The organism is Bradyrhizobium sp. IC3123 (assembly GCF_020193625.1).
Lineage (GTDB): Bacteria > Pseudomonadota > Alphaproteobacteria > Rhizobiales > Xanthobacteraceae > Bradyrhizobium > Bradyrhizobium yuanmingense.
On record NZ_JADYVF010000004.1, the window covers coordinates 511766 to 530481 of the forward strand.

Here is an 18716-nt window from a genome sequence, read left to right on the forward strand (position 1 = left end):
CTAATCTCGCGTCTTGAGGACCGCAACAAGGTCCAATCTGTCGATGCGTTCTCGGATCACGGCGGCGGAAACGATGGCGGCCAGCACCACGACGGACGTGGCGATCACGTAAGTCGAGTGCTCGACGACGAGGCGGACGCGCATCAACTCGCCGGCAAGGTTCGTTTTCATTACCCAGGCGAGGCCGTAGCCCATCAGCCAACCGGGCGGTTGGGCGATCAGGGTGAGGATGGCGAGCTCAAGCAGCAGGATGCGCAGCACCTCGCCGCGCGTGAAGCCGAGCACGCGCAGGCTGGCCAGTTCGCGCGCCCGTTCGGACAGCGAAATGCGCGCATTGTTGTAGACGACGCCGAACGCGATCACGCCGGCAAGGCCCGTATAGATACTCGCCATCGTGGTGACGAGCAGCGCGACGGTCTTGCGGAAGTTCGCCAGCGAAACGCGCTGCAGCGCCACGCCGCCGACCGTCGGTATGGACTTCACCGCCGTGTAGAAGTCCTCCGTCCGGTTCTCGTCGAGGCTGAGATTGACGCTAGTGACGACGGGCGCCTCGCGCATCAGCTTGTGCAACGCCTCGATCTCCATCATGCCCCTAATCCCGAAGTAGTCCTCGACGGTCGCGACGACCGGCACCGTCACGGATCGCCTGGCGCCCTCCAACAGATCGACCTCGACGCTATCGCCTGGTCCGACGCCGAGGATATGCGCGAGCATGCCGGAGATGGCGAGGCCCGTCTCCGGCAGGATGACCGGCCGAAGCTCGACGTCGATGATGCGCCTGAGGTGGGCAGCAGCCGGTCGGCCGCTGATGACAATGCGCCGTTCGACGTTGCCGTGGCGGATCCGGACCGGCACCTCGCGGAACGGCTCGGCGGCGAGAACGCCCGGAAGCCGGCTCACCTGCTCCACGACATTTGCGATCCGCTTCTCGGCAAAGCCGATGGTTGCGTCCTGCCGGTCGGCGAGGAAGTAGGTCACATCGGTCAGATGCTCCATGCTGTCCCGCGTGAACAGCGAGACGACTAGGATCGCGGTGGCCAGCGCCATGCCGAGCGCCGTGAAGAAGGCCCGTACCGGATGCCGGGCGATGTTGCGGATCATCATCAGCGTCGGCTGCGACACGATCCGGTCGAGCTGGATGCGCGCCGAAAGCAGCCGGCGATAGACCGGCGGGGCCGGCGCCTGCATGGCGACGGCCGGGGGCAGCTTCACCACCTCGCGCAACGCACGGAATGCGCCGATCGCCGCAGCCGCCGCGCTAAGCGCACCTGCCGTGAGATAAACGTCCGGTGCCTTCGCGAACACCAGGAACGGAAAGTGGAAGAAGTCGCCGAACAGCGCGGTGACGTGCAAACCGAGCCAGGTGCCCACGATGCCGCCCAACACGATGCCGACCACGACGATGAAGGCAACGAACTTGAAATAGTGCAGCACGATGCTGCCGTCTGAATAACCCAGCGCCTTCAGCAGGCCGATCTGCTCGCGCTCGAGCGCGACCAGCCGGGTCAAGGTGAGATTGACGAGGAAGGCCGCGACCAGCAGGAAGATCGGCGGCAGCGTGCGGCTCATGTTGTTGAGCATGTCGAGTTCATGATCGAGCCAGGCGTGCGAGGTCTGGTCCTTGCGGCCATGCGCCGCCTGCCCGCCATAAGGATCGAGCAGGGCGTCCAGTCGCCGGACCACATCGCGCTCGGAGGCGCCGGGCTGCAGCTTGACCGCGACCGCCGAGAAGGCGCCGTCGAGATCGTAGGCAGCGCTAAGCACCTTCTCCGACATCCAGACGATGGCATAGCGGCGATCGTCCGGCATCAGGTCGCCCGGTCCGACCGTGTAAACGAACTCGGGCGACAGCGCGATGCCGACGATGACGAGCTCGCGCTTCCTGCCGTTGAGGATGGCGGAGAACCGCGCCCCCTCGACGAAACCGTGCGCCCGAGCGAACGGCTCGTTGACGACGACCTCTTCGGTCCGTCCCGGCGCCGGGAACCGCCCGGAGCGCATGTAGAGCCGGTTGAGATGCTGCTCACCCGTGTCGGCCAGCGAAACGAACTGCGCGCTGGCCGGCGCGGAGAAACCGGGAATGTCGAGTAGCGCCGGCTTGGCGATACGGGTGTCGATGGCGGCGACTCCTGGGATCTCGCCGATCCTGTCGGTGAGCGCCTTCGGTGCCCGCTTCGCCTGCGCGAACACATCGGCAAAGCCGTAACGCTCGTAATAAGCGATCCGGGTCTCCTCCAGCGATCGGTGCGAGCCCACCGCGAGCACCAGCGTCGCAACCCCGCCGCCGACGACCAGCGCGACCGCGAGCACCTGCGCCCAGAGCCGTCTGACGTCACGAAGCAGCTTGATGTCTAGCACCTTCATGTCGTCACCAGGTGAGCTCGGCGGCCTCCCGCCGGGCCTCGTTGGTCCGGATGCGGGAGATGCGACCGTCGGCGAAGAACAGCACTCGGTCGGCGACCTCCTGGATGCTGGCGTTGTGGGTGATGATGACTGTAGTGGTCCCGAGCTGCCGGTTGACGCCAAGCAGCGCCTCGATGACGCGGATGCCGGTCTTCGAATCCAACGCCCCGGTCGGCTCGTCGCAGAGCAGCACCGCCGGCCGCTTCGCGATCGCGCGGGCGATGGCGACGCGCTGCTGCTCGCCGCCGGAGAGCTGGGCGGGAAAGTGATGCATCCTCGCTTCGAGTCCGACCAGCGCGAGGGCGTCGGCCGGCCGCATCGGATTCTTGGCGACTTCGGTGACCAGCGCGACGTTTTCGTAGGCCGTGAGGCTGGGCACCAGATTGTAGAACTGGAAGACGAAGCCGACGTGATCGCGGCGGTACTTCGTGAGTTCGCGGTCCTCCAGGTCCGTTAGGTCCAGATCGCGGAAGAACAGCCGGCCGCTGGTCGGACGGTCGAGGCCGCCCATGATGTTGAGCAACGTCGTCTTGCCGCTGCCGGAGGGGCCGAGCAGCACGACCACTTCCTTCTCGGGAATGTCGAGGTCGACCTCGTTGAGGGCATGCACCATCACCTCGCCGGAGACATAGATCTTAGTCAGCGCCTTTGCGGTGAAGACGGGAACGCTCATTGACGTCCTTTAAAGCTAGCGCCGTTTGCAGGCATCTCCTCGCGAAGGTCAGCCGTGACGATAGCCGCCAGAAGAGCTATGACCGGATCGCCGGTTGAGATGGGGAATGAAGGCCGGCACCTGCGCGGCATACCGGGCATAGGCCTCGCCGAACTCGCTCCGGGCCTCACGCTCCTCGTCCCTGGCGAGCTTCACGTACATGACGGTCAACACCGGAAACATCGCCAAGGTCAGAATCGTCGGCCATTGCAACAGGAAGCCGAACATCACCAGCACGAAGCCGACATATTGCGGATGCCGGACGTAGCTGTAAGGACCGGTGGTGGCGAGGCTCCGGGTCTGCTGCGCCTCGTACAGCGTCCTCCAGGCGAGGGAGATCAGGATGAACCCGGCGCCGATGAAGATGAAGCTGACGACATGGAACGGCCCCGTGTGGGGATTGGTCTTCCAGCCGAACATCATCTCGAGCAGATGACCGGCGTCGTGCGAGAACCAGTCGACGTTCGGGTAGCGCGACTGCAGCCAACCCGACAGGAAATAGATGGTGAGCGGAAAACCGTACATCTCCGCGAACAGCGCCACCAGGAACGCGCTGAAGGCGCCGAAGGAGCGCCAGTCGCGCGAGGTCTGCGGCTTGAAGAAGCTGTAGGAAAACAGGATGAACACCGCCGAGTTGACGGTGACGAGGCTCCAGAGGCCGTAAGCAGGCGGAATGTCGTGCATCACGCGCTCCTCGAATCGTTTGGCCGGCCGCCACCGTGACGGTGACCATGGTCGCCATGCATGAAGAAATGCATCAGCGGACAGGCAAGGAGCGGCAGCCAGACCAGAAGCCCCAGCACGTGAGCCCTGTGCTCGCTGAACAGCAGCACGCCGGCGATGGCCAGGAATCCGATCAGGACCAGGCCAGCCTTGGCTCTCATGGACATGCCCGCGGCATGCCGCTGTCGATAAGCGGAATGATCCTGCACCGGCATGGGCGCGCTCCTCTCGATCCCCGCAGCATAGGAGCACCGCCGCCATCGCTTTTGACGCAGATCAAAGGCTCGCGGGAGCTGAGCGCGCGAGACAATTAGCAACCGATCGTACCTTGAGATTCGTCAAGACCGACGTTGCGCCGATGCGTATCGTGGACCTTCGCAACCTGGAGGACCGAACATGATCACCAAGACGCTTCTCGCCACAATCGGCATTGTTTCCCTGCTGGCCGTACCCGCCACGGCTCAATCCACCGACAAGGAAAAGAACGGCCATCACTACAGCGGCGGACCCAAGACAGAAGTTCCGCACCACATGGGCAAGAAAGAAAAGACCGGCACCTCTGCCAACGCTCAATCAGGCGGTCATCACTACACGGGCGGCCCCGGCACGTCGTCGCCTCATCACATGGGCAACAAGAAATAGTTCGATCTTAGCGGCACGCGAAGGCAAGAAGAAGATGCGGCAATTCGGCAAGGTCGACATGCCGCAGGAAGCTTCATGGCCGCGCTGAAGCATGGCACCTGCATCGCAGCGTGTGCGATGCAGGCATCCACGTTCGCTGCTAATCGATCACGATTTCCTCTTTGCCTCGACGTATCGCGCAAAATTGTCGAGGATCGCCTGCCAGCCGCCCTGCTGCTGTTCGACCGAGTGCGTGGTTTCGGCGTCGAAGACGACACGGACGACAACACTCTTCGGGCCGGGCACGAACTCGACCTCGGCCTTTCGATCGCCGAACGCGTATTCGATCCGCTTGTGCTCGACGATCTTGGTGTAGGTGCCGGCGAAGTCGAAGCCCATGCTGCCGTCCTTGGCCTCCATCCGCGACGAGAAGGCGCCGCCGTCCCGCAGGTCGACCGTCGCACTGGTCGTATGCCAGTCGTCGGACGCGGCATTCCACTTCACGATGTCGGCTGGCGTCGTATAGGCGCGCCAGACCTGATCGATCGGGGCGGCTACGCTGGTTTCGACGGTGATCCTCATGGGCATTGCTCCAGTTGCGACTTTGACGCTCGAGTTGACGGAATCTCGCCAGCGTGCCGGGTCCATTTCCTGCACGTCCGGGACGTGTCGACCCGAGGACGATCGAGACCGGCCCATGCCGACATGGTTCGGCGTCAATGTGCCAAAAAAGTTGGAGAAGTTGTGGTGTGGGCAAGCGAAGTGTGCCTGCGCGCACGCCTTCGAGACGACGCTGACGCGTCTCCTCAGGATGAGGCTCATTGGGCGTCGGTGCCTGTTGAAACTGCTGCCGCGGACTCCGCCCTCATCCCTGTGAGGAGACTGCTCAAGCGGGCGTCTCGAAGGATGGCCGCAGGGAAAAACTCTCTAATGCGATAGCCCTGCCCGCCAGCTTCGCTCTTCGGGCTGCGGCGGACAAGTCGCACTACCATCCTGCGCTGCTCGTCAGATCGGCCTCGTCTTCCCTCGGATGGCCATCGACCGCTTCAGGGCCTGCTGGGCATCGGCATAGCGGCCTTGATACTTGTAGAGACCGGCGAGGTTTTCCAGAACGCCGGCGAGATCCGGATGGTCAGGGCCGAGGGTTTTCTCGAAAGTGGCCGCCGACCGCTTGAACAGCCGCTCGGCCTCCGCGTTACGGCCCTGACGCCCATAGAGCGCAGCCAGATTGTTCTGTGCCTGGGCGATGTCGGGATGATCCGGGCCGAACGCCTTCTCGGTCACCGCCATCGACCGCTTCAGCAGCCGCTCGGCATCGGCATAGCGATTGCGATTGATATAAGCGTCGGCCAAATTGTTCATCAGCACCGTGGCTTCGGGGTCGTCGGGACCGAGCGCCTTCTGCAGCACCGCGAGGCCTCGCTTGAACAGCGGTATAGCCTGATCGTATCGGCCCTGATGGCTGTAGACGGCGCCGAGGTTGCTCAACGCCATCACGATCGATGGATCACCGCTTTTCTCGTGAATGGCGATCGACCGCTTGAGCACCGGCTCCGCTTCGGCGTAACGCTCTTCCGCACGGTAGAGATCGCCGAGATTGTTCAGCACCATCGCGACTTCGGCATGATTCGGACCGAGTGTCTTCTCGTCAATGGCCAGCGCGCGCTTGTACAGCGGTTCGGCAACGGCGTATTGGCCGAGATTGTAATGGATCGTGCCGAGGTCGTTCAGCGGCATCGCGACGTGCGCATCATCGGGGCCGAACTCCTTCTCGCGAAGGGCCAGCGACTTCTGGGCCAGAGGCAGTGCTTCCATGTACTTCCCGGCCCGATAAAGCTGCTTCATCTGCCGGGCCAGCGTGCCCGCCTCGTCCTCTTCGGCATGGGACGGCACGCCGAACGACAGGCTCAAGGCGAGCGCTGTGACTGCGACGCAAATCGATGCTGTCAAGGTCCTCATCGCGCCTTCCCTCGTCGCGGCTATTGGGACTTACGCGCCATTGGTGCTCCCGGAAGCCGGACAGGTTCAATGCAACCGCGGCTTTCCGACGCGACCGACCGCGCCAGCGCGGCTGTATGCCATTGGCAGGCATCAGCAATTGATCATTGCCCGAGCTGCTGCAGCACAGCAGACCACAACGCGAGCGGCTCCCTGAAGGCTCCGGGTTCGTTCGGCTTCTGGCGAACGGCCGTGTGCACCATGACGAGCTTGGAGGCGGGATCGACCAGGATGAGCTGACCGCGAATGCCGATGAGGGCAAATCGGCGCTGCTCGCCGGGGAGGAGCCACACCTGATAGCCGTAGCCGAAATAGCGCGTGGCCACGCGCGGAGCGAGATGACCCTCCTCTGGCCTGACGGTCGTGGCATCCAGCAGCCACTGCCGGGGGATCAGCTGCCGGCCTTCCCAGGCGCCGTCATGGGCGAGCAACCGGGCCAAGCGCGCATAATCGCGCAAGGTCGCGTTGAAGCAGCAATAGGCGATCTCCTGCCCGCTGCCGTCGATCACCCAGGAGGCGTCCGCCTCGGTGCCGATGGGGTCCCAGATCCGGTCGCGGAGATAGTCGGCGACCGGCGTGCCCGTGGCGGCGCGCAGGACCAAGCCGAGTATCTCCGTTTCAACGCTGGCATAGTGGAATTTGGTGCCTGGCGGCGCGGTCCGCGTGTTGAACTGCGCGACGATGGCGGCGGGATCTTTCGGCGGGCCGGCGAACAAGGCCCGCCCAAGCCGGGCGATGTCGTCGTTCCCGTCATAGACTTCCGAGAATTCGACGCCCGACGACATGTTCAACAAGGCGCGGATGGACGTGTTGCCATATTCCGTGCCTGCAAGGCCGTCGACATAGGTCGCGACGAGGTCGTCGATCGACTTGATCCGTCCCTCCGAGACCGCGATCCCGACCAGCATGGCTACCAGAGTCTTGGCCATGGACATCGAAACAAAGCGGTGGTGGTCGGTCCGTGCATATTGATAGTGCTCGTACAGGATGGTGTCGTCCCTGGCGATCAGGAGGCCCGTCGCCGGGTTGCGCTTGAGGTAGTCCGCAATGCCGAGCTTTTCGGTGCCAAGACTGTAGGTGACCTGTGGCTCCGGCGCGCGCTTGAATTGCCAGAGCGTCGTCGCGCGAGCGACCCGGCGCGAGGGATAGATCTCGCCGAAATGGCTGTAGCTGCCGACGAGCTTGTCGAGCGGGGGAGCGGCGCCGCGCGTGCCGACCGGATAGCCTTCAGCCGCGCCGTAGAGCTCGGCATCGGGACCGCTATCCGAAAAGACCGGCCCCGGCGCGGCGGGCGCGCTTCGGACGTCCTGCGCGCATGCGAGCGGCGCCGAGAGCGCAGAGGCAAAAATGACGGGCAGGAAAAGCCGGCGGCACCCGCGCGGCCTAAACGACGCTCCCCAGTTCATTGCACTTGCCTCCCCGCACGTTGGTGGGTGTGCGCTTCACGAGAACAACATCGCAGGCTGGTGACGCGCGGCATGCTATCATTGCGGGCGGGCCGTGTCAGCCTGCGGTGGCAACCCGCCTTGCTCTCGCCCCGCGGATCAGTCACCATCCCTGCCGCGCACCATCAACAAGAGCAAAAGCGCCAAGGAAACGCATGAGCAAGCCGTCACGTTTCGACTATGGCTGGGTCGTTGTCGCCGCGGGGGCGCTGATGACCTGCATCGGGTTCGGCACGATGCTGTCGCTGGCGGTGTTCCTGCAGCCGATCTCGGAGGCGATGGGCTGGTCGCGCGCCGGGGTGTCGGCTGCCGCGACGCTGGATTTCCTCTTTATGGGATTCGCCGCATTCCTATGGGGCACGCTGTCGGACCGGTTCGGCACCCGCATCGTGGTGCTCTCGGGAAGCGTTCTGCTGGGACTAGGTCTCGTCACAGCGAGCCAGGCAGCAAGCCTGTGGCAATTCCAGCTTTGCTTCGGCGTGCTGATCGGGATCGCCGTGGGCAGCTTCTACGCACCGATGATGGCGCTCGCGAGCGCCTGGATCGAAAAGAACCGCAGCCTCGCGGTGGCGCTGGTCTCGGCCGGCATGGGCGTGTCCCCGGTGACGGTCGCGCCGGCCGCGAGCTGGCTGATCACGGCGTATGATTGGCGCACCGCGATGCTGACGATCGGCATCGCTTCGTGGGCGCTGTTGATCCCCGCCTGCTTCCTGGTACGTCCGGCGCCGCCAGCCGCGGGCTCCGCAACGACGGACGCGGCGCCAGAGGTCGAGATGGGCGCGGCGCAGGCGCTGCGCACGCCGCAATTCATCGCGCTCGCAGCGGCGCATTTCGCCTGCTGCGCGGCGCATTCCGGCCCGATCTTCCACATGGTGTCCTATGCGATGGTCTGCGGCATCGCTCCGCTCACGGCAGTGACGGTCTATAGCGTCGCCGGCGTCTCAGGCCTCGGCGGACGCCTGCTGCTGGGCGCGCTGGCCGATCGCATCGGCGCGAAACCGGTCCTTGTCGGCGGGCTGTTCGTGCAGGCGATGTGCATTGCGACCTATCTGGCGGTGGCGCAGCTCGGCGAGTTCTACGCGCTCTCGGTCGTGTTCGGCCTCGCCTATGGTGGGGTGATGCCGCTCTATGCGGTGCTGGTCCGCGAGTTCTTCGGCGCGCGCATTATGGGCACGGTGTTCGGTGCCGTGTCGGCCTTCGCCAGCCTCGGCATGGCGCTCGGGCCCTGGGCCGGCGGGATCGTGTTCGATACTTTCCAGCAATACACCTGGCTGCACGCCGGCTCCTTCGCGATCGGGCTTGCGGCGGTCGCGGTGGCGCTGAGTTTTCCGACGCGGCGCAGGCCATCGCTCGATCTTAGCCGCGCGACGGCGTGACACCGGACAGTGGCGAATACCGGATCTGACTTTGCATAAATGTAAGTTTGATGGATTTCGCCTCCCTCGGTCATCCTACTTCCTGCCTTCTGGCACCGATTATCTTCGTGTACCATTGCCCTTGTGATCAGATCGTTCTGGCATCGCGAGAGGCCAAATGAGGCGGCGGACGTTTCTGAGCTTCTTGGGAATGACGGCGATATCGGCGCGCGAAGCCTTGGCCCAAAAGCGCGTTCCGGTCGTGGGATTCGTCGGATTTGCCACGCCGGAAATCGACAATGCGGTGCTCGTTCCGTTCCGGAAGGCGCTGGCCGAGCTGGGTTACGTGGAGGGCCGCACCATCGTCATCGAGGCCCACTCGACGGCCGGCGATGTGTCGCGGGGCCTTGCATTGATCGACGACCTCGTGGCCAGACAGGTGGACGTGCTGCTTTCGCCCGGCCCGGCCGCAGCACGCGCGATCATCAGGAAAACCAATATTCCCGTCGTCGCCGTGGCGCTGCCTGCGGTGCAAAGCGACCCTGAATTGTTTCAGAGCCTCGCGCGGCCGGGCGGCAGTCTCACCGGCTTCGCCGCGTTCGGCGAGGAGATGTCGGCCAAGCGCATCGAGATGATCCGGGAGATCCTGCCCTCGCTGAAGCGGATCGGCGTCTTGAACAATGCGACGGACCCGACCTTCAGCGCCTGGGGCGCGCAAACCATCGAGGAAGCACGACGCGCCGGGCTGGAACCGGTGCGCCTCGGACTGACGAGCGCGTCGCCGGCGGCGGTTGCCGAGCAATTCAACGTGCTCGCGGGCGCCGGCGGCAACGCCGTGATTGTCATTCGCGACTACATGACCGCCGCGATGCAGGACGCAATTTGCCGTATCGGCATCGACATGAAGATCGCCGTCATCGGCCAGCAGAAGGAGTTCGCCCATGCCGGCGCTCTGATCAGCTATGGTGCCGACATCGGCGACCTGTTTCGTCGCGCGGCGGGCTATGTTGATCTGATCCTGAAGGGACAAAAGCCGGCAAATATGCCAATCCAGCTGCCAACCAAATTCGAGCTGGCCGTCAATCTCAAGACTGCGCGTGCGCTTGGCGTGACGATCCCGCCCACCATCCTCGTGCTGACGGACGACTTGATCGAGTGACGGGTCGTTGAAAATCCGCCGATTGCCGCGCCGTGAGGCGGGCTCAAATCCAGTCATTCGCGAAGCTTCGGCGGAGCAGTTCATGGAATGCAGCATCCGGCCCGCGCTCGACGATGACGCCGCGGCCATCAGCGCGGTCATCTTGCGTGCGCTGCGCGAAACTAATGCAAGGGACTATACGGCGGAGATCATCGCGCGGATCGAGCCCAGCTTCGGCCCGGATGCCGTGCGCCGGCTGATCGGGCAGCGCACCGTTTTCGTCGCGACGATCGGCGGCCGCCTGGTCGGAACGGCAAGCCTCGACTGAAGCGTCGTCCGCACAGTCTTCGTTGCTCCGGACGTTCAGGCTCGCGGGATCGGCAAGCTGCTGATGGCCGAGATCGAGCGCACGGCGCGCGAGCGGAACATTCCGTCCTTGACGGTCCGTTCATCGGTCACTGCAGAGACCTTCTATGCGCGACTGGGGTTCAATGCCGTGCGCAACAGCTATTATGGGGACGAACGCACGATCATCATGGAGCGGGTGCTCATCGAGCGGACCTAGACCTGGTCCACACCATGGCAATCGCCGCGGAGAGCCCGACGCGTGGTGGTAGTTCGAGCTCTTGCGGAACCCATCGCCGACGGACGGGCGCGAGTATCTCGCCGTTCTTGCCAGTTCTGATTAGTAAGCACGAAGCCTGATGGTCCGGTCTCGATCTACCGATACGAGCTGAATTGCGCCAGTTGTGTTCGATGCGCGATTTGTAGCCGCAACGAAAGTCGAGTCGCGCTTCGAAAAGTGGAAATTAGTTTTGCGACATAATCGTAATGACTCCGACGCAAAAAAAGAAAATAGGGTGCAATCAACAAGAATATAATGGGAGGAGCAGATGGATACTGCGGGTCGCCTGCGCGCGATGGCATTATTGTGCCGTCAGACAGCCGCGCGTCATCCGGATCGAGGTTGGAAACTACTCGCGGAAGCTGAATATTGGGAGCACTTGGCCAATGATGCGCCGCTCGAGCATGTCGACCATTGCTCGGTTCGCTCACCGCTTCACCGTGAGCACGCTATGATACAATCGGCCACGGCCGACGCGAGGTGAGAGCGAAACAGAATAATTTGTTAGCTTCTGTATGCCTAACCTGAAGAGTGCCGCCCACCGCCGGTGCGGCACATTGGAATGGGAATGCCGGCCCCGGCTGTTACCCCATCCTGCGGCTGGGGCCGTTTTGAACTTTCGCAGCATCGTCCAAACCCGATCCACAACCATGCTCAGAAGCATCGCTATAGCGCTCTTCGGAAAAGGCATCTTGTCTCGGCTCGATCGAGCGCTCTCCCATGGTCGCAATACTGAGGCTGCGCCCAGCCTTGTGCGGGACATCGGCCGAGGCTTCGGGCTGTAGGGCGCCGTCCACGCGCCTCGTCGATCAGGCAGCGCCTGCCCTACCGGCGACTATTTCTTCAACAATATTCCTTTCGCTCGCGCCATTCGCCTGACTGATCCGGCGTGGCGGCCCAGTTCGGCGGCAATCTTCGATACCCCAATGCCCTGCCGGGCCAGCGTGACCAGCCGTCGAACCTCCTGCTCGGCCCATTGCTTCGGCTTCGGTGTCTTCATGGTGCGACCCCACGACCGCACGACTTAACGACGGCAGCTGACGGTCCGCACTTGGGAAATTTACGGGTGGCGCGCCCGGGCCATTAGCCGTCCGAACCTCCAAACGGAAATTGACCGACGCCGCGCTGTCATGCGCCCCGGCCTTTGGCCTCGTTGTTGAGGCAGATCAAGGCTGCTGGCGCCGGGCAAGGCGGGAGAGGCCGATGGGCGAAGCGGTACGTTCTTAGATATCGTGGAGGCGAGCGGTCACGCCACCAGCGCGGCGTCCTCGTTGCGGTCGATGCCGCGCTGTGCGGCCAGCAGGCTGACGATCTCCGCATTCGGCCGGGCCTTGCTGAACAGGAAGCCCTGGCCCTCATGGCAGCCTTCGGCGCGGAGGCAGCTGAGCTCGGCTTCGGTCTCGACGCCTTCGGCGGTGATGGTGACGCCAAGGCCCTTGCCGAGGCTGACGATCGAGCGGATGATCGCCTGGGCCTCGCGGTTGGCCGCGAGATCGCGCACGAAGGACTGGTCGATCTTGATCTTGTCGAACGGGAAGCTGCGTAGGTAGCTGAGGCTGGAATAGCCGGTGCCGAAATCGTCCATGGAGATGCGCACGCCGAGCGCGCGCAGCGCATGCAGTGTCGCCAGCACCTGCGCGCTCTTCTCCAGGAGCAGCGTCTCGGTGATCTCGAGCTCGAGCCGCCGCGGCGCCAGGCCGGAATGTTTCAGCGCGTCAGTAACCATCGAGAGCAGATTGCCGCTGCGGAACTGGAGTGGCGACAGGTTGACCGCGACGCGGACGTCGTCGGGCCAGGCCGCGGCGTCGAGGCAGGCCCGGCGCAGCATCAGCCCGCCGAGCGGATTGATCAGGCCGGTGTCTTCGGCGACCGGAATGAACTCGGCCGGCGACACCATGCCGCGCTCGGCATGCAGCCAGCGCACCAGCGCCTCGAAGCCGGTGATGCGGCCGCTCGCGAGGTCGATCAGCGGCTGGTAGTACGGCCGCAGCACGTCATTCTGGATCGCATCGCGCAGCTCGACCTCGATCTTGCGGCGGCTCTGCGCCTTCGCATCGAGCGCGGCCTCGAAGAAGGCGAAGCTGCCACGCGCATCCAGCTTGGCGCGCGACAGCGCCATGTCGGCGCTCTTGAGCAGCTTTTCGGAATCCTCGCCGTCGCCCGGCGCCATCGCAATGCCGATCGAGGCACCGATCACCACGGAATGACCGTCGAGCAGATAGGGATCGGCAATGGCCGCCAGGAGGCGTTTTGCGAGACCCACCGCATCTTCCGGCCGAGCCAATCCGCTCTGCAGAACCGCGAACTCGTCGGAGTTGAGGCGGGCCAGCCCATCCTCGTCACGCAAGGTGGAGCGTAGTCGCTTGGCGACGCCGCGCAGCAGCTTGTCGCCGACCGCATGCCCCAGCGTGTCGTTGACCGCCTTGAAATTGTCGAGCCCTAGTATCAGCAGCGCGACCTTCTCGGAGCCGCGGCGCGTGTGCAGCAGCATCTCGTCCATCTGCTGCCGCAGCAGGTTGCGATTGGGCAGACCGGTCAGCCCGTCATGCTGGGCCATGAAGGCGAGTCGCGCCTCCGCGCGCTTGCGCTCGGTGATGTCCATCAGCGCGAGCAGCACCGCGGGCCGCTCGGCATAAGTCAATTCGCGGGAATAGATCGCAAGGTCGATCAGCGCGCCGTCGGCCTTGACGTGCTTCCAGGTGCGGCCGGCCTGATCCTCGCCGGTCCCATCGACGGTCCAGGGCGGCACGCTTTCGAACGCCTGCAAGGACCGGATCTTCAATCGCTCGAACTCGGTGCGGCTGTAGCCATAATGCGCGACCGCGGCATCGTTGACGCCGAGGATGCGCTCGTCGTCCAGCGCGCAGACGATCATGGGCACGGGATTGCCGTCGAACAGCAGGCGGAACGAGGCCTCGCGCTGCTTGAGCTCGGTGATGTCGACGCGCAGGCCGACGACGCCGCCGTCATCGGTCAAGCGCTCGTCGATCAGGATGACGCGGCCGTCCGACAGCTTCTGCTCGTGGCGCGCGCCGGGCTTGTAGAGCTTTTGCAGGCGCTCGGCGATCCAGGCTTCTTCATTGCCGATGGCCTCGGGATAGTCGCCGCGGGCGACGCCGATACGCAGCGTGTCCTCGAGCCGCGCGCCTTCCTCGAACAGATCGGCGGTCTTGCTGTAGATCTCGGCGTATTTCTTGTTCCAGAGGACGTAGCGGCCTTCGGCGTCGAGAAACACGATGCCCTGCGGCAGGATGTCGATGGCCTGGCGCAGGCGCTCATGGGATTTGCGCGCCTCCGCGATCGCGGCTTCCGCCTCGGCACGGCTGCGCAGGATTTCGTCGTGTTCGGAAAGGGCACGGTGCGCGCGCGCAAAGCGCGGCTTGCGCGCCTTTTGGCCGGCGCGGGCAAGCACGCTTTGCTTTCGCTTTCTTGTTCTTCGAGACCCCAAACTCAACTTCACTCGTCCCAGTCGCGTCCAGCGGCCGCAAGTTTTGAGGCAAGTGTCTGAAAAAAAAGTAATCTTAGCCAGCCGCGGTCCTCGCGCGGCGCGCTTACTGCCTGTTTGCGCGGCGTGGCGGGCGGCGGCAGGCGCCATCAGACTGAGTGCGGCGCCGCAATCAATGAGCGATCTGGCGCAAAATTGCGCGCGCGCCTGAATCGGTTCCGAAATTGCGCGCGATTGCATGCGAACCGCAAAATTTTCTGCGCGCTGCGCACGAATTTTGGTCAATGCAGGATACGGTTATTACACCCTTAAGAAACGGCGGGTCGAGACGCGATTCGGGGCGCGCTGCGATGAGCCGGCGGCGGGCTCGTCGCCTCGTTCTTAACCCTGGTGCAGCATTGGGTTATAAGAGCGTCAGCATGAGTCGCCGCGGCATCACCCTCCTCCTGCTCTCGTTCGTCTGCCTGGGCGCCGGTGGCGCGCTGGCCCAGGACCGTGGCAGCATCAACCCGAAGCCGCTGCCGTCGCTCGCCAATCCCAACGACCCCGATCTCGCCGCCAAGGAATTGTTCGCGCGCAAGCTGCTGCCATCGAAGGGGCCGGCCCATATCATCGGCTCCTACACCAGGGGCTGCATCGGCGGCGCCGCGCAGATGCCGGTCAACGGCGACAATTGGCAGGTGATGCGGCTGTCGCGCAATCGCAGCTACGGTCATCCCGACATGATCGCGCTGATCAGGCGGCTTGCCGCGAAGGCGCACAAGGACGCAGGCTGGCCCGGCATCCTGGTCGGCGACATCGCCCAGCCGCGCGGCGGGCCGGCGCTGTCAGGCCATGCCAGCCACCAGATCGGTCTCGACGCCGACATCTGGCTGACGCCGATGCCGGACCGCCGGCTCTCGCGCGAGGAGCGCGAGGAAATGTCGGCGGTGATGATGGTGCGCCAGGACCGGCTCGACATCGATCCCAAGGTGTTCACGCCAGGCCACGTCCTGGTGCTGCGCGCCGCGGCGCGAGAGCCCGCCGTGCAGCGCATCTTCGTCAACGCCGCGATCAAGAAGGCGCTGTGCCGCGAGGCCAAGGGCGACCGCGCCTGGCTGTCGAAGATCCGCCCCTGGTGGGGCCACGACTACCACTTCCACATCCGCATGCACTGCCCGGCGGGGGCCGGCGAATGCGAGGGCCAGCCGTCACAGGCCGAGGACGAAGGCTGCAAGCCCGCCGATCTCGCCTACTGGTTCTCCGATGCGGTGCTGCACCCCAAGCCGCCGCCCGAGCCGCCCAAGCCGAAGCCGCCGATGACGCTCGCGCAAATGCCGGCAACCTGCAAGGCGGTGCTGCATGCAGGGGATGCGAAGCCGTAAGGTTCGCTGCCACGGAGGTCGTCCCGGGGCGCGCGGCGAGCCCGGGACCCATAACCACAGGGAGTGATACTTGCGCGAAGCAGGTCACTCCGAGTCTTCGCCCAACGCAATCCTGTGGTTATGGATCCCGGGCTCGCGCTACGCGCGCCCCGGGATGACGAACTCGCCGGCCCGATAGAAGCTGGCCGACAACGGCCGGCTTTGACCTGCGGCCACGGCCTGCTATGTTTGCACTGCGATATCCCCGCCGGCCGTAAGCCGTCGCTAGGGGACCGTGGAACAGCGCGTCCGCTCGTCGCATCTGACCAGCCAACGCCAGATTTCGCGCGTGCAACCTTGCGCGCGCGAGCCCGCACGGAGCGCATCCATGGTTCGTCTATCAGGACTTTTCACCGCCTTCGTCATTCTCGCCGGCACGGCCGTCGCGCCCGCCGCGGCCGAGGACAAGACCATCACCGTGTTCGCCGCCGCCTCGATGAAGAACGCGCTGGACGAGATCGACGCCGCCTACACCGCCAGGACCGGGGTCAAGTTCAGCGTCAGCTATGCCGCTAGCTCGGTGCTGGCCAAGCAGATCGAGCAGGGCGCGCCGGCCGACGTGTTCGTCTCGGCCGACACCGACTGGATGGACTACGCGATCGCCAAGAAGACCATCAACGAGCCTTCCAGAGTGAATCTGCTCGGCAACAGCATCGTGCTGATCGCGCCGAAGGATTCCAAGATCGACAGCGTGACGATCGCGCCAGGTTTCGATCTCGCCAAGCTCGCCGGCGACGGCAGGATCGCGACCGGTGACGTCAGGTCGGTACCGGCAGGCAAATACGCCAAGGCAGCGCTGGAAAAGCTCGGGGCCTGGCAGGCGGCAGAGCCGAAATTCGCCATGGCCGAGAGCGTGCGCGCGGCGCTGACGCTGGTCGCCCGCGGCGAGGCTGTGCTCGGCATCGTCTATTCCACCGACGCCAAGGTCGAGCCGGGCGTGAAGATCGTCGGCACCTTCCCGGCGGATTCGCATCCTGCGATCATCTATCCGGTCGCGGCGACCAGCACTGCCAAGCCGGAGGCGAACGGCTATCTCGCCTTCCTGCGCTCGGCGGCGGCCAAGGCCATCTTGGAAAAATACGGCTTCAAGTTCCTGATCAGCCCCACAACCTGATTGTTGCGACCTGATTCCTGCAAACCTGATTTTGCAACCTGTTTCTGCGACCTGATATGACGGCTTGATGTTCGACATCTCTCCCGCCGAATGGACGGCGATCCTGCTTTCGCTCAGGGTCGCCGTCATTGCCACGCTGGTCGCGACGCCGTTCGGCATTGCGCTGGCGTGGCTGCTCGCGCGGCGTGATTTCTGGGGCAAGTCGGTGCTCGACGCACTCGTGCATCTGCCCCTGGTGCTACCGCCCGTCGTCACCGGTTATCTGCTGCTGCTCAGCTTCGGTCGCAAAGGCCTCATTGGCAGCTTTCTCGCCGACCATCTCGGCATCGTCTTCGCGTTCCGCTGGACCGGTGCTGCGCTCGCCTGCGGCGTGATGGCGTTTCCGCTGCTGGTGCGGCCGATGCGACTGTCGATCGAGGCGATCGACCGCCGGCTTGAGCAGGCTGCGGAGACCCTCGGCGCAGCGCCGTGGAAAGTGTTCTTCACGGTGACGCTGCCGCTGGCGCTGCCGGGCGTGCTCGCCGGCATGGTGCTGGGCTTTGCCAAGGCGATCGGCGAGTTCGGCGCCACCATCACCTTCGTCTCCAACATTCCAGGAGAGACCCAGACGATTTCGTCCGCGATCTATTCGCTGATCCAGACGCCGGACGGCGATGCCGCTGCGGGAAGGCTCGTGATCGTCTCGATCGTGCTCGCGATCGGTGCGCTGATCGCGGCCGAATGGTTCGCCCGCCGCGCCACGCAGCGGCTGCACGGGAATTGACCATGCTGCGCGTCGACGTCGAAAAACAGCTCGGTGAATTCTCGCTGTCCGCTTCCTTCAGCAGCGAGGGGCGCGTCATCGGGCTGTTCGGCGCCTCGGGCGCCGGCAAGAGCTCGCTGGTCAACATGATCGCCGGCCTGCTGCGGCCCGATCGCGGCACCATCGCGATCGACGGCGAGATCGTCGACGACACCGCGGCCGGCATTCACGTGCCCACTTACCGCCGCCGCATCGGCTACGTGTTCCAAGATGCGCGGCTGTTTCCGCATCTGAGCGTGGCGCAGAACCTCGACTACGGACGGCGAATGAACGGGCTTGCGCCCGATCCGGCGCAGCACAAGCGCATCATCGACCTGCTCGACATCGGCGCGCTCAGGGATCGCCGTCCCGGGAAGCTGTCCGGCGGCGAGCGCCAGCGCGTCGCGCTCGGCCGCGCGCTGCTGTCGAAGCCGCGCCTCCTGCTGCTCGACGAGCCGCTCGGCGCGCTCGACGAGGGCCGCAAGCTCGAGATCCTGCCCTACCTGGTGCGACTGCGCGACGAGGCCAATGTGCCGATGGTCTATGTCAGCCACGACGTCGCCGAGCTGCGCCAGCTCGCGACGCAGATCGTGATGCTGAAGCAGGGACGGGTGACGTCGTTCGGCGGGGTGAAGGTGCTGACGTGATCGGGCCAACCCCCGCTACCAGCCGCGGTCGACGTTTCGCACTTCGCCGGTCCGGGCATCCACATCGACCTCGATCCAGCGGCCGGCGCGGTCGCGGCCCTCAATCTGCCATTCGTCGCCGAGGAAGTTCGTGTGCGACACCGTCGCAACGCCAAGATCGGTCGCGACGTCAAGCGCAACCTGCATCGAGATCTGATCGCCGGTGTCGTAGGCCATAGCCGGCGCCGCTGCGCCCAGCACGAGGACAGTCGCGATCGGAAGGGCGAACTTTCGCATTGGCGTACTCCTGTCAGTCCAAACTTCTAT

18 protein-coding genes and 1 pseudogene are annotated in these 18716 nt (G+C 64.6%); 9 read left to right on the forward strand and 10 right to left on the reverse strand.

The window, feature by feature from the left end; all coding sequences use genetic code 11:
* The 4 genes from I6F20_RS16790 to I6F20_RS16805 are packed head-to-tail and all read right to left on the reverse strand — an operon-like array spanning position 1 to position 4053.
* On the reverse strand, positions 1-2364 hold the full coding sequence (locus I6F20_RS16790) for an ABC transporter permease (protein WP_036026435.1): 2364 nt from the start codon (positions 2362-2364) through the stop codon (positions 1-3).
* A 4-nt stretch (positions 2365-2368) separates the two neighbouring features.
* Positions 2369-3076, reverse strand: a complete 708-nt coding sequence (locus I6F20_RS16795; protein WP_036026433.1) for an ABC transporter ATP-binding protein — start codon at positions 3074-3076, stop codon at positions 2369-2371.
* A gap of 48 nt (positions 3077-3124) precedes the next feature.
* The gene (locus I6F20_RS16800; RefSeq protein ID WP_036014198.1) at positions 3125-3799 is read right to left on the reverse strand and encodes a methyltransferase family protein; all 675 of its coding nucleotides are present in this window, start codon (positions 3797-3799) and stop codon (positions 3125-3127) included.
* Positions 3799-4053: a DUF2933 domain-containing protein gene (locus I6F20_RS16805; RefSeq protein ID WP_036014201.1), complete on the reverse strand. Its 255-nt coding sequence runs from the start codon at positions 4051-4053 to the stop codon at positions 3799-3801. Before I6F20_RS16805 ends, I6F20_RS16800 begins: the two co-directional genes overlap by 1 nt.
* 181 nt (positions 4054-4234) lie before the next feature.
* Here I6F20_RS16805 and I6F20_RS16810 point away from each other — a divergent pair, with 181 nt between their 5' ends.
* Positions 4235-4480 (forward strand): hypothetical protein, encoded by a 246-nt coding sequence (locus I6F20_RS16810; protein ID WP_036014203.1) that lies wholly within the window; start codon positions 4235-4237, stop codon positions 4478-4480.
* 147 nt (positions 4481-4627) lie between these two features.
* Here I6F20_RS16810 and I6F20_RS16815 read toward each other — a convergent pair whose 3' ends face one another.
* From I6F20_RS16815 to I6F20_RS16825, 3 genes are all read right to left on the reverse strand, one after another.
* Complete coding sequence (locus tag I6F20_RS16815; RefSeq protein WP_036026452.1) at positions 4628-5041, reverse strand: SRPBCC family protein; 414 nt, start codon at positions 5039-5041, stop codon at positions 4628-4630.
* 423 nt (positions 5042-5464) lie between these two features.
* Complete coding sequence (locus I6F20_RS16820) at positions 5465-6418, reverse strand: tetratricopeptide repeat protein (RefSeq protein ID WP_225127040.1); 954 nt, start codon at positions 6416-6418, stop codon at positions 5465-5467.
* A 143-nt stretch (positions 6419-6561) separates the two neighbouring features.
* Positions 6562-7863 carry a serine hydrolase domain-containing protein gene (locus tag I6F20_RS16825; RefSeq protein ID WP_225127042.1) on the reverse strand — a complete coding sequence of 434 codons (1302 nt, stop codon included), beginning with the start codon at positions 7861-7863 and terminating at the stop codon, positions 6562-6564.
* Between the two features lie 194 nt (positions 7864-8057).
* On the opposite strand from I6F20_RS16825, the gene I6F20_RS16830 reads away from it, so the two are divergent.
* From I6F20_RS16830 to I6F20_RS16845, 4 genes and pseudogenes are all read left to right on the forward strand, one after another.
* Positions 8058-9278, forward strand: coding sequence for an MFS transporter (locus I6F20_RS16830; RefSeq protein WP_036026423.1), 1221 nt, complete (start codon positions 8058-8060; stop codon positions 9276-9278).
* Between the two features lie 190 nt (positions 9279-9468).
* On the forward strand, positions 9469-10416 hold the full coding sequence (locus I6F20_RS16835; RefSeq protein ID WP_225127044.1) for an ABC transporter substrate-binding protein: 948 nt from the start codon (positions 9469-9471) through the stop codon (positions 10414-10416).
* 82 nt (positions 10417-10498) lie between these two features.
* Entirely contained in the window at positions 10499-10723 is a 225-nt protein-coding gene (locus I6F20_RS16840) for a GNAT family N-acetyltransferase (RefSeq protein WP_225127046.1), read from the forward strand.
* An 18-nt stretch (positions 10724-10741) separates the two neighbouring features.
* Positions 10742-10960 (forward strand): annotated as a pseudogene (locus tag I6F20_RS16845) (GNAT family N-acetyltransferase); the annotation flags it as partial.
* A gap of 895 nt (positions 10961-11855) precedes the next feature.
* Here I6F20_RS16845 and I6F20_RS16850 read toward each other — a convergent pair.
* Positions 11856-12020: a helix-turn-helix domain-containing protein gene (locus I6F20_RS16850; RefSeq protein WP_162130849.1), complete on the reverse strand. Its 165-nt coding sequence runs from the start codon at positions 12018-12020 to the stop codon at positions 11856-11858.
* 246 nt (positions 12021-12266) lie between these two features.
* The gene (locus I6F20_RS16855) at positions 12267-14432 is read right to left on the reverse strand and encodes an EAL domain-containing protein (RefSeq protein ID WP_225127047.1); all 2166 of its coding nucleotides are present in this window, start codon (positions 14430-14432) and stop codon (positions 12267-12269) included.
* 452 nt (positions 14433-14884) lie between these two features.
* Here I6F20_RS16855 and mepA point away from each other — a divergent pair, with 452 nt between their 5' ends.
* The 4 genes from mepA to modC all read left to right on the forward strand — a co-directional run bounded on the left by mepA (position 14885) and on the right by modC (position 18410).
* Entirely contained in the window at positions 14885-15829 is a 945-nt protein-coding gene (gene mepA / locus I6F20_RS16860; RefSeq protein WP_225127048.1) for a penicillin-insensitive murein endopeptidase, read from the forward strand.
* A gap of 367 nt (positions 15830-16196) precedes the next feature.
* Positions 16197-16982, forward strand: a complete 786-nt coding sequence (gene modA / locus I6F20_RS16865) for a molybdate ABC transporter substrate-binding protein (protein ID WP_225127049.1) — start codon at positions 16197-16199, stop codon at positions 16980-16982.
* Between the two features lie 67 nt (positions 16983-17049).
* Positions 17050-17745 carry a molybdate ABC transporter permease subunit gene (gene modB / locus I6F20_RS16870; protein WP_225114603.1) on the forward strand — a complete coding sequence of 232 codons (696 nt, stop codon included), beginning with the start codon at positions 17050-17052 and terminating at the stop codon, positions 17743-17745.
* Between the two features lie 2 nt (positions 17746-17747).
* On the forward strand, positions 17748-18410 hold the full coding sequence (gene modC / locus I6F20_RS16875; RefSeq protein ID WP_036014214.1) for a molybdenum ABC transporter ATP-binding protein: 663 nt from the start codon (positions 17748-17750) through the stop codon (positions 18408-18410).
* Positions 18411-18425: 15 nt separating this feature from the next.
* Here modC and I6F20_RS16880 read toward each other — a convergent pair whose 3' ends face one another.
* Entirely contained in the window at positions 18426-18686 is a 261-nt protein-coding gene (locus tag I6F20_RS16880) for a PepSY domain-containing protein (RefSeq protein WP_036014215.1), read from the reverse strand.
* Positions 18687-18716: the final 30 nt, after the last annotated feature.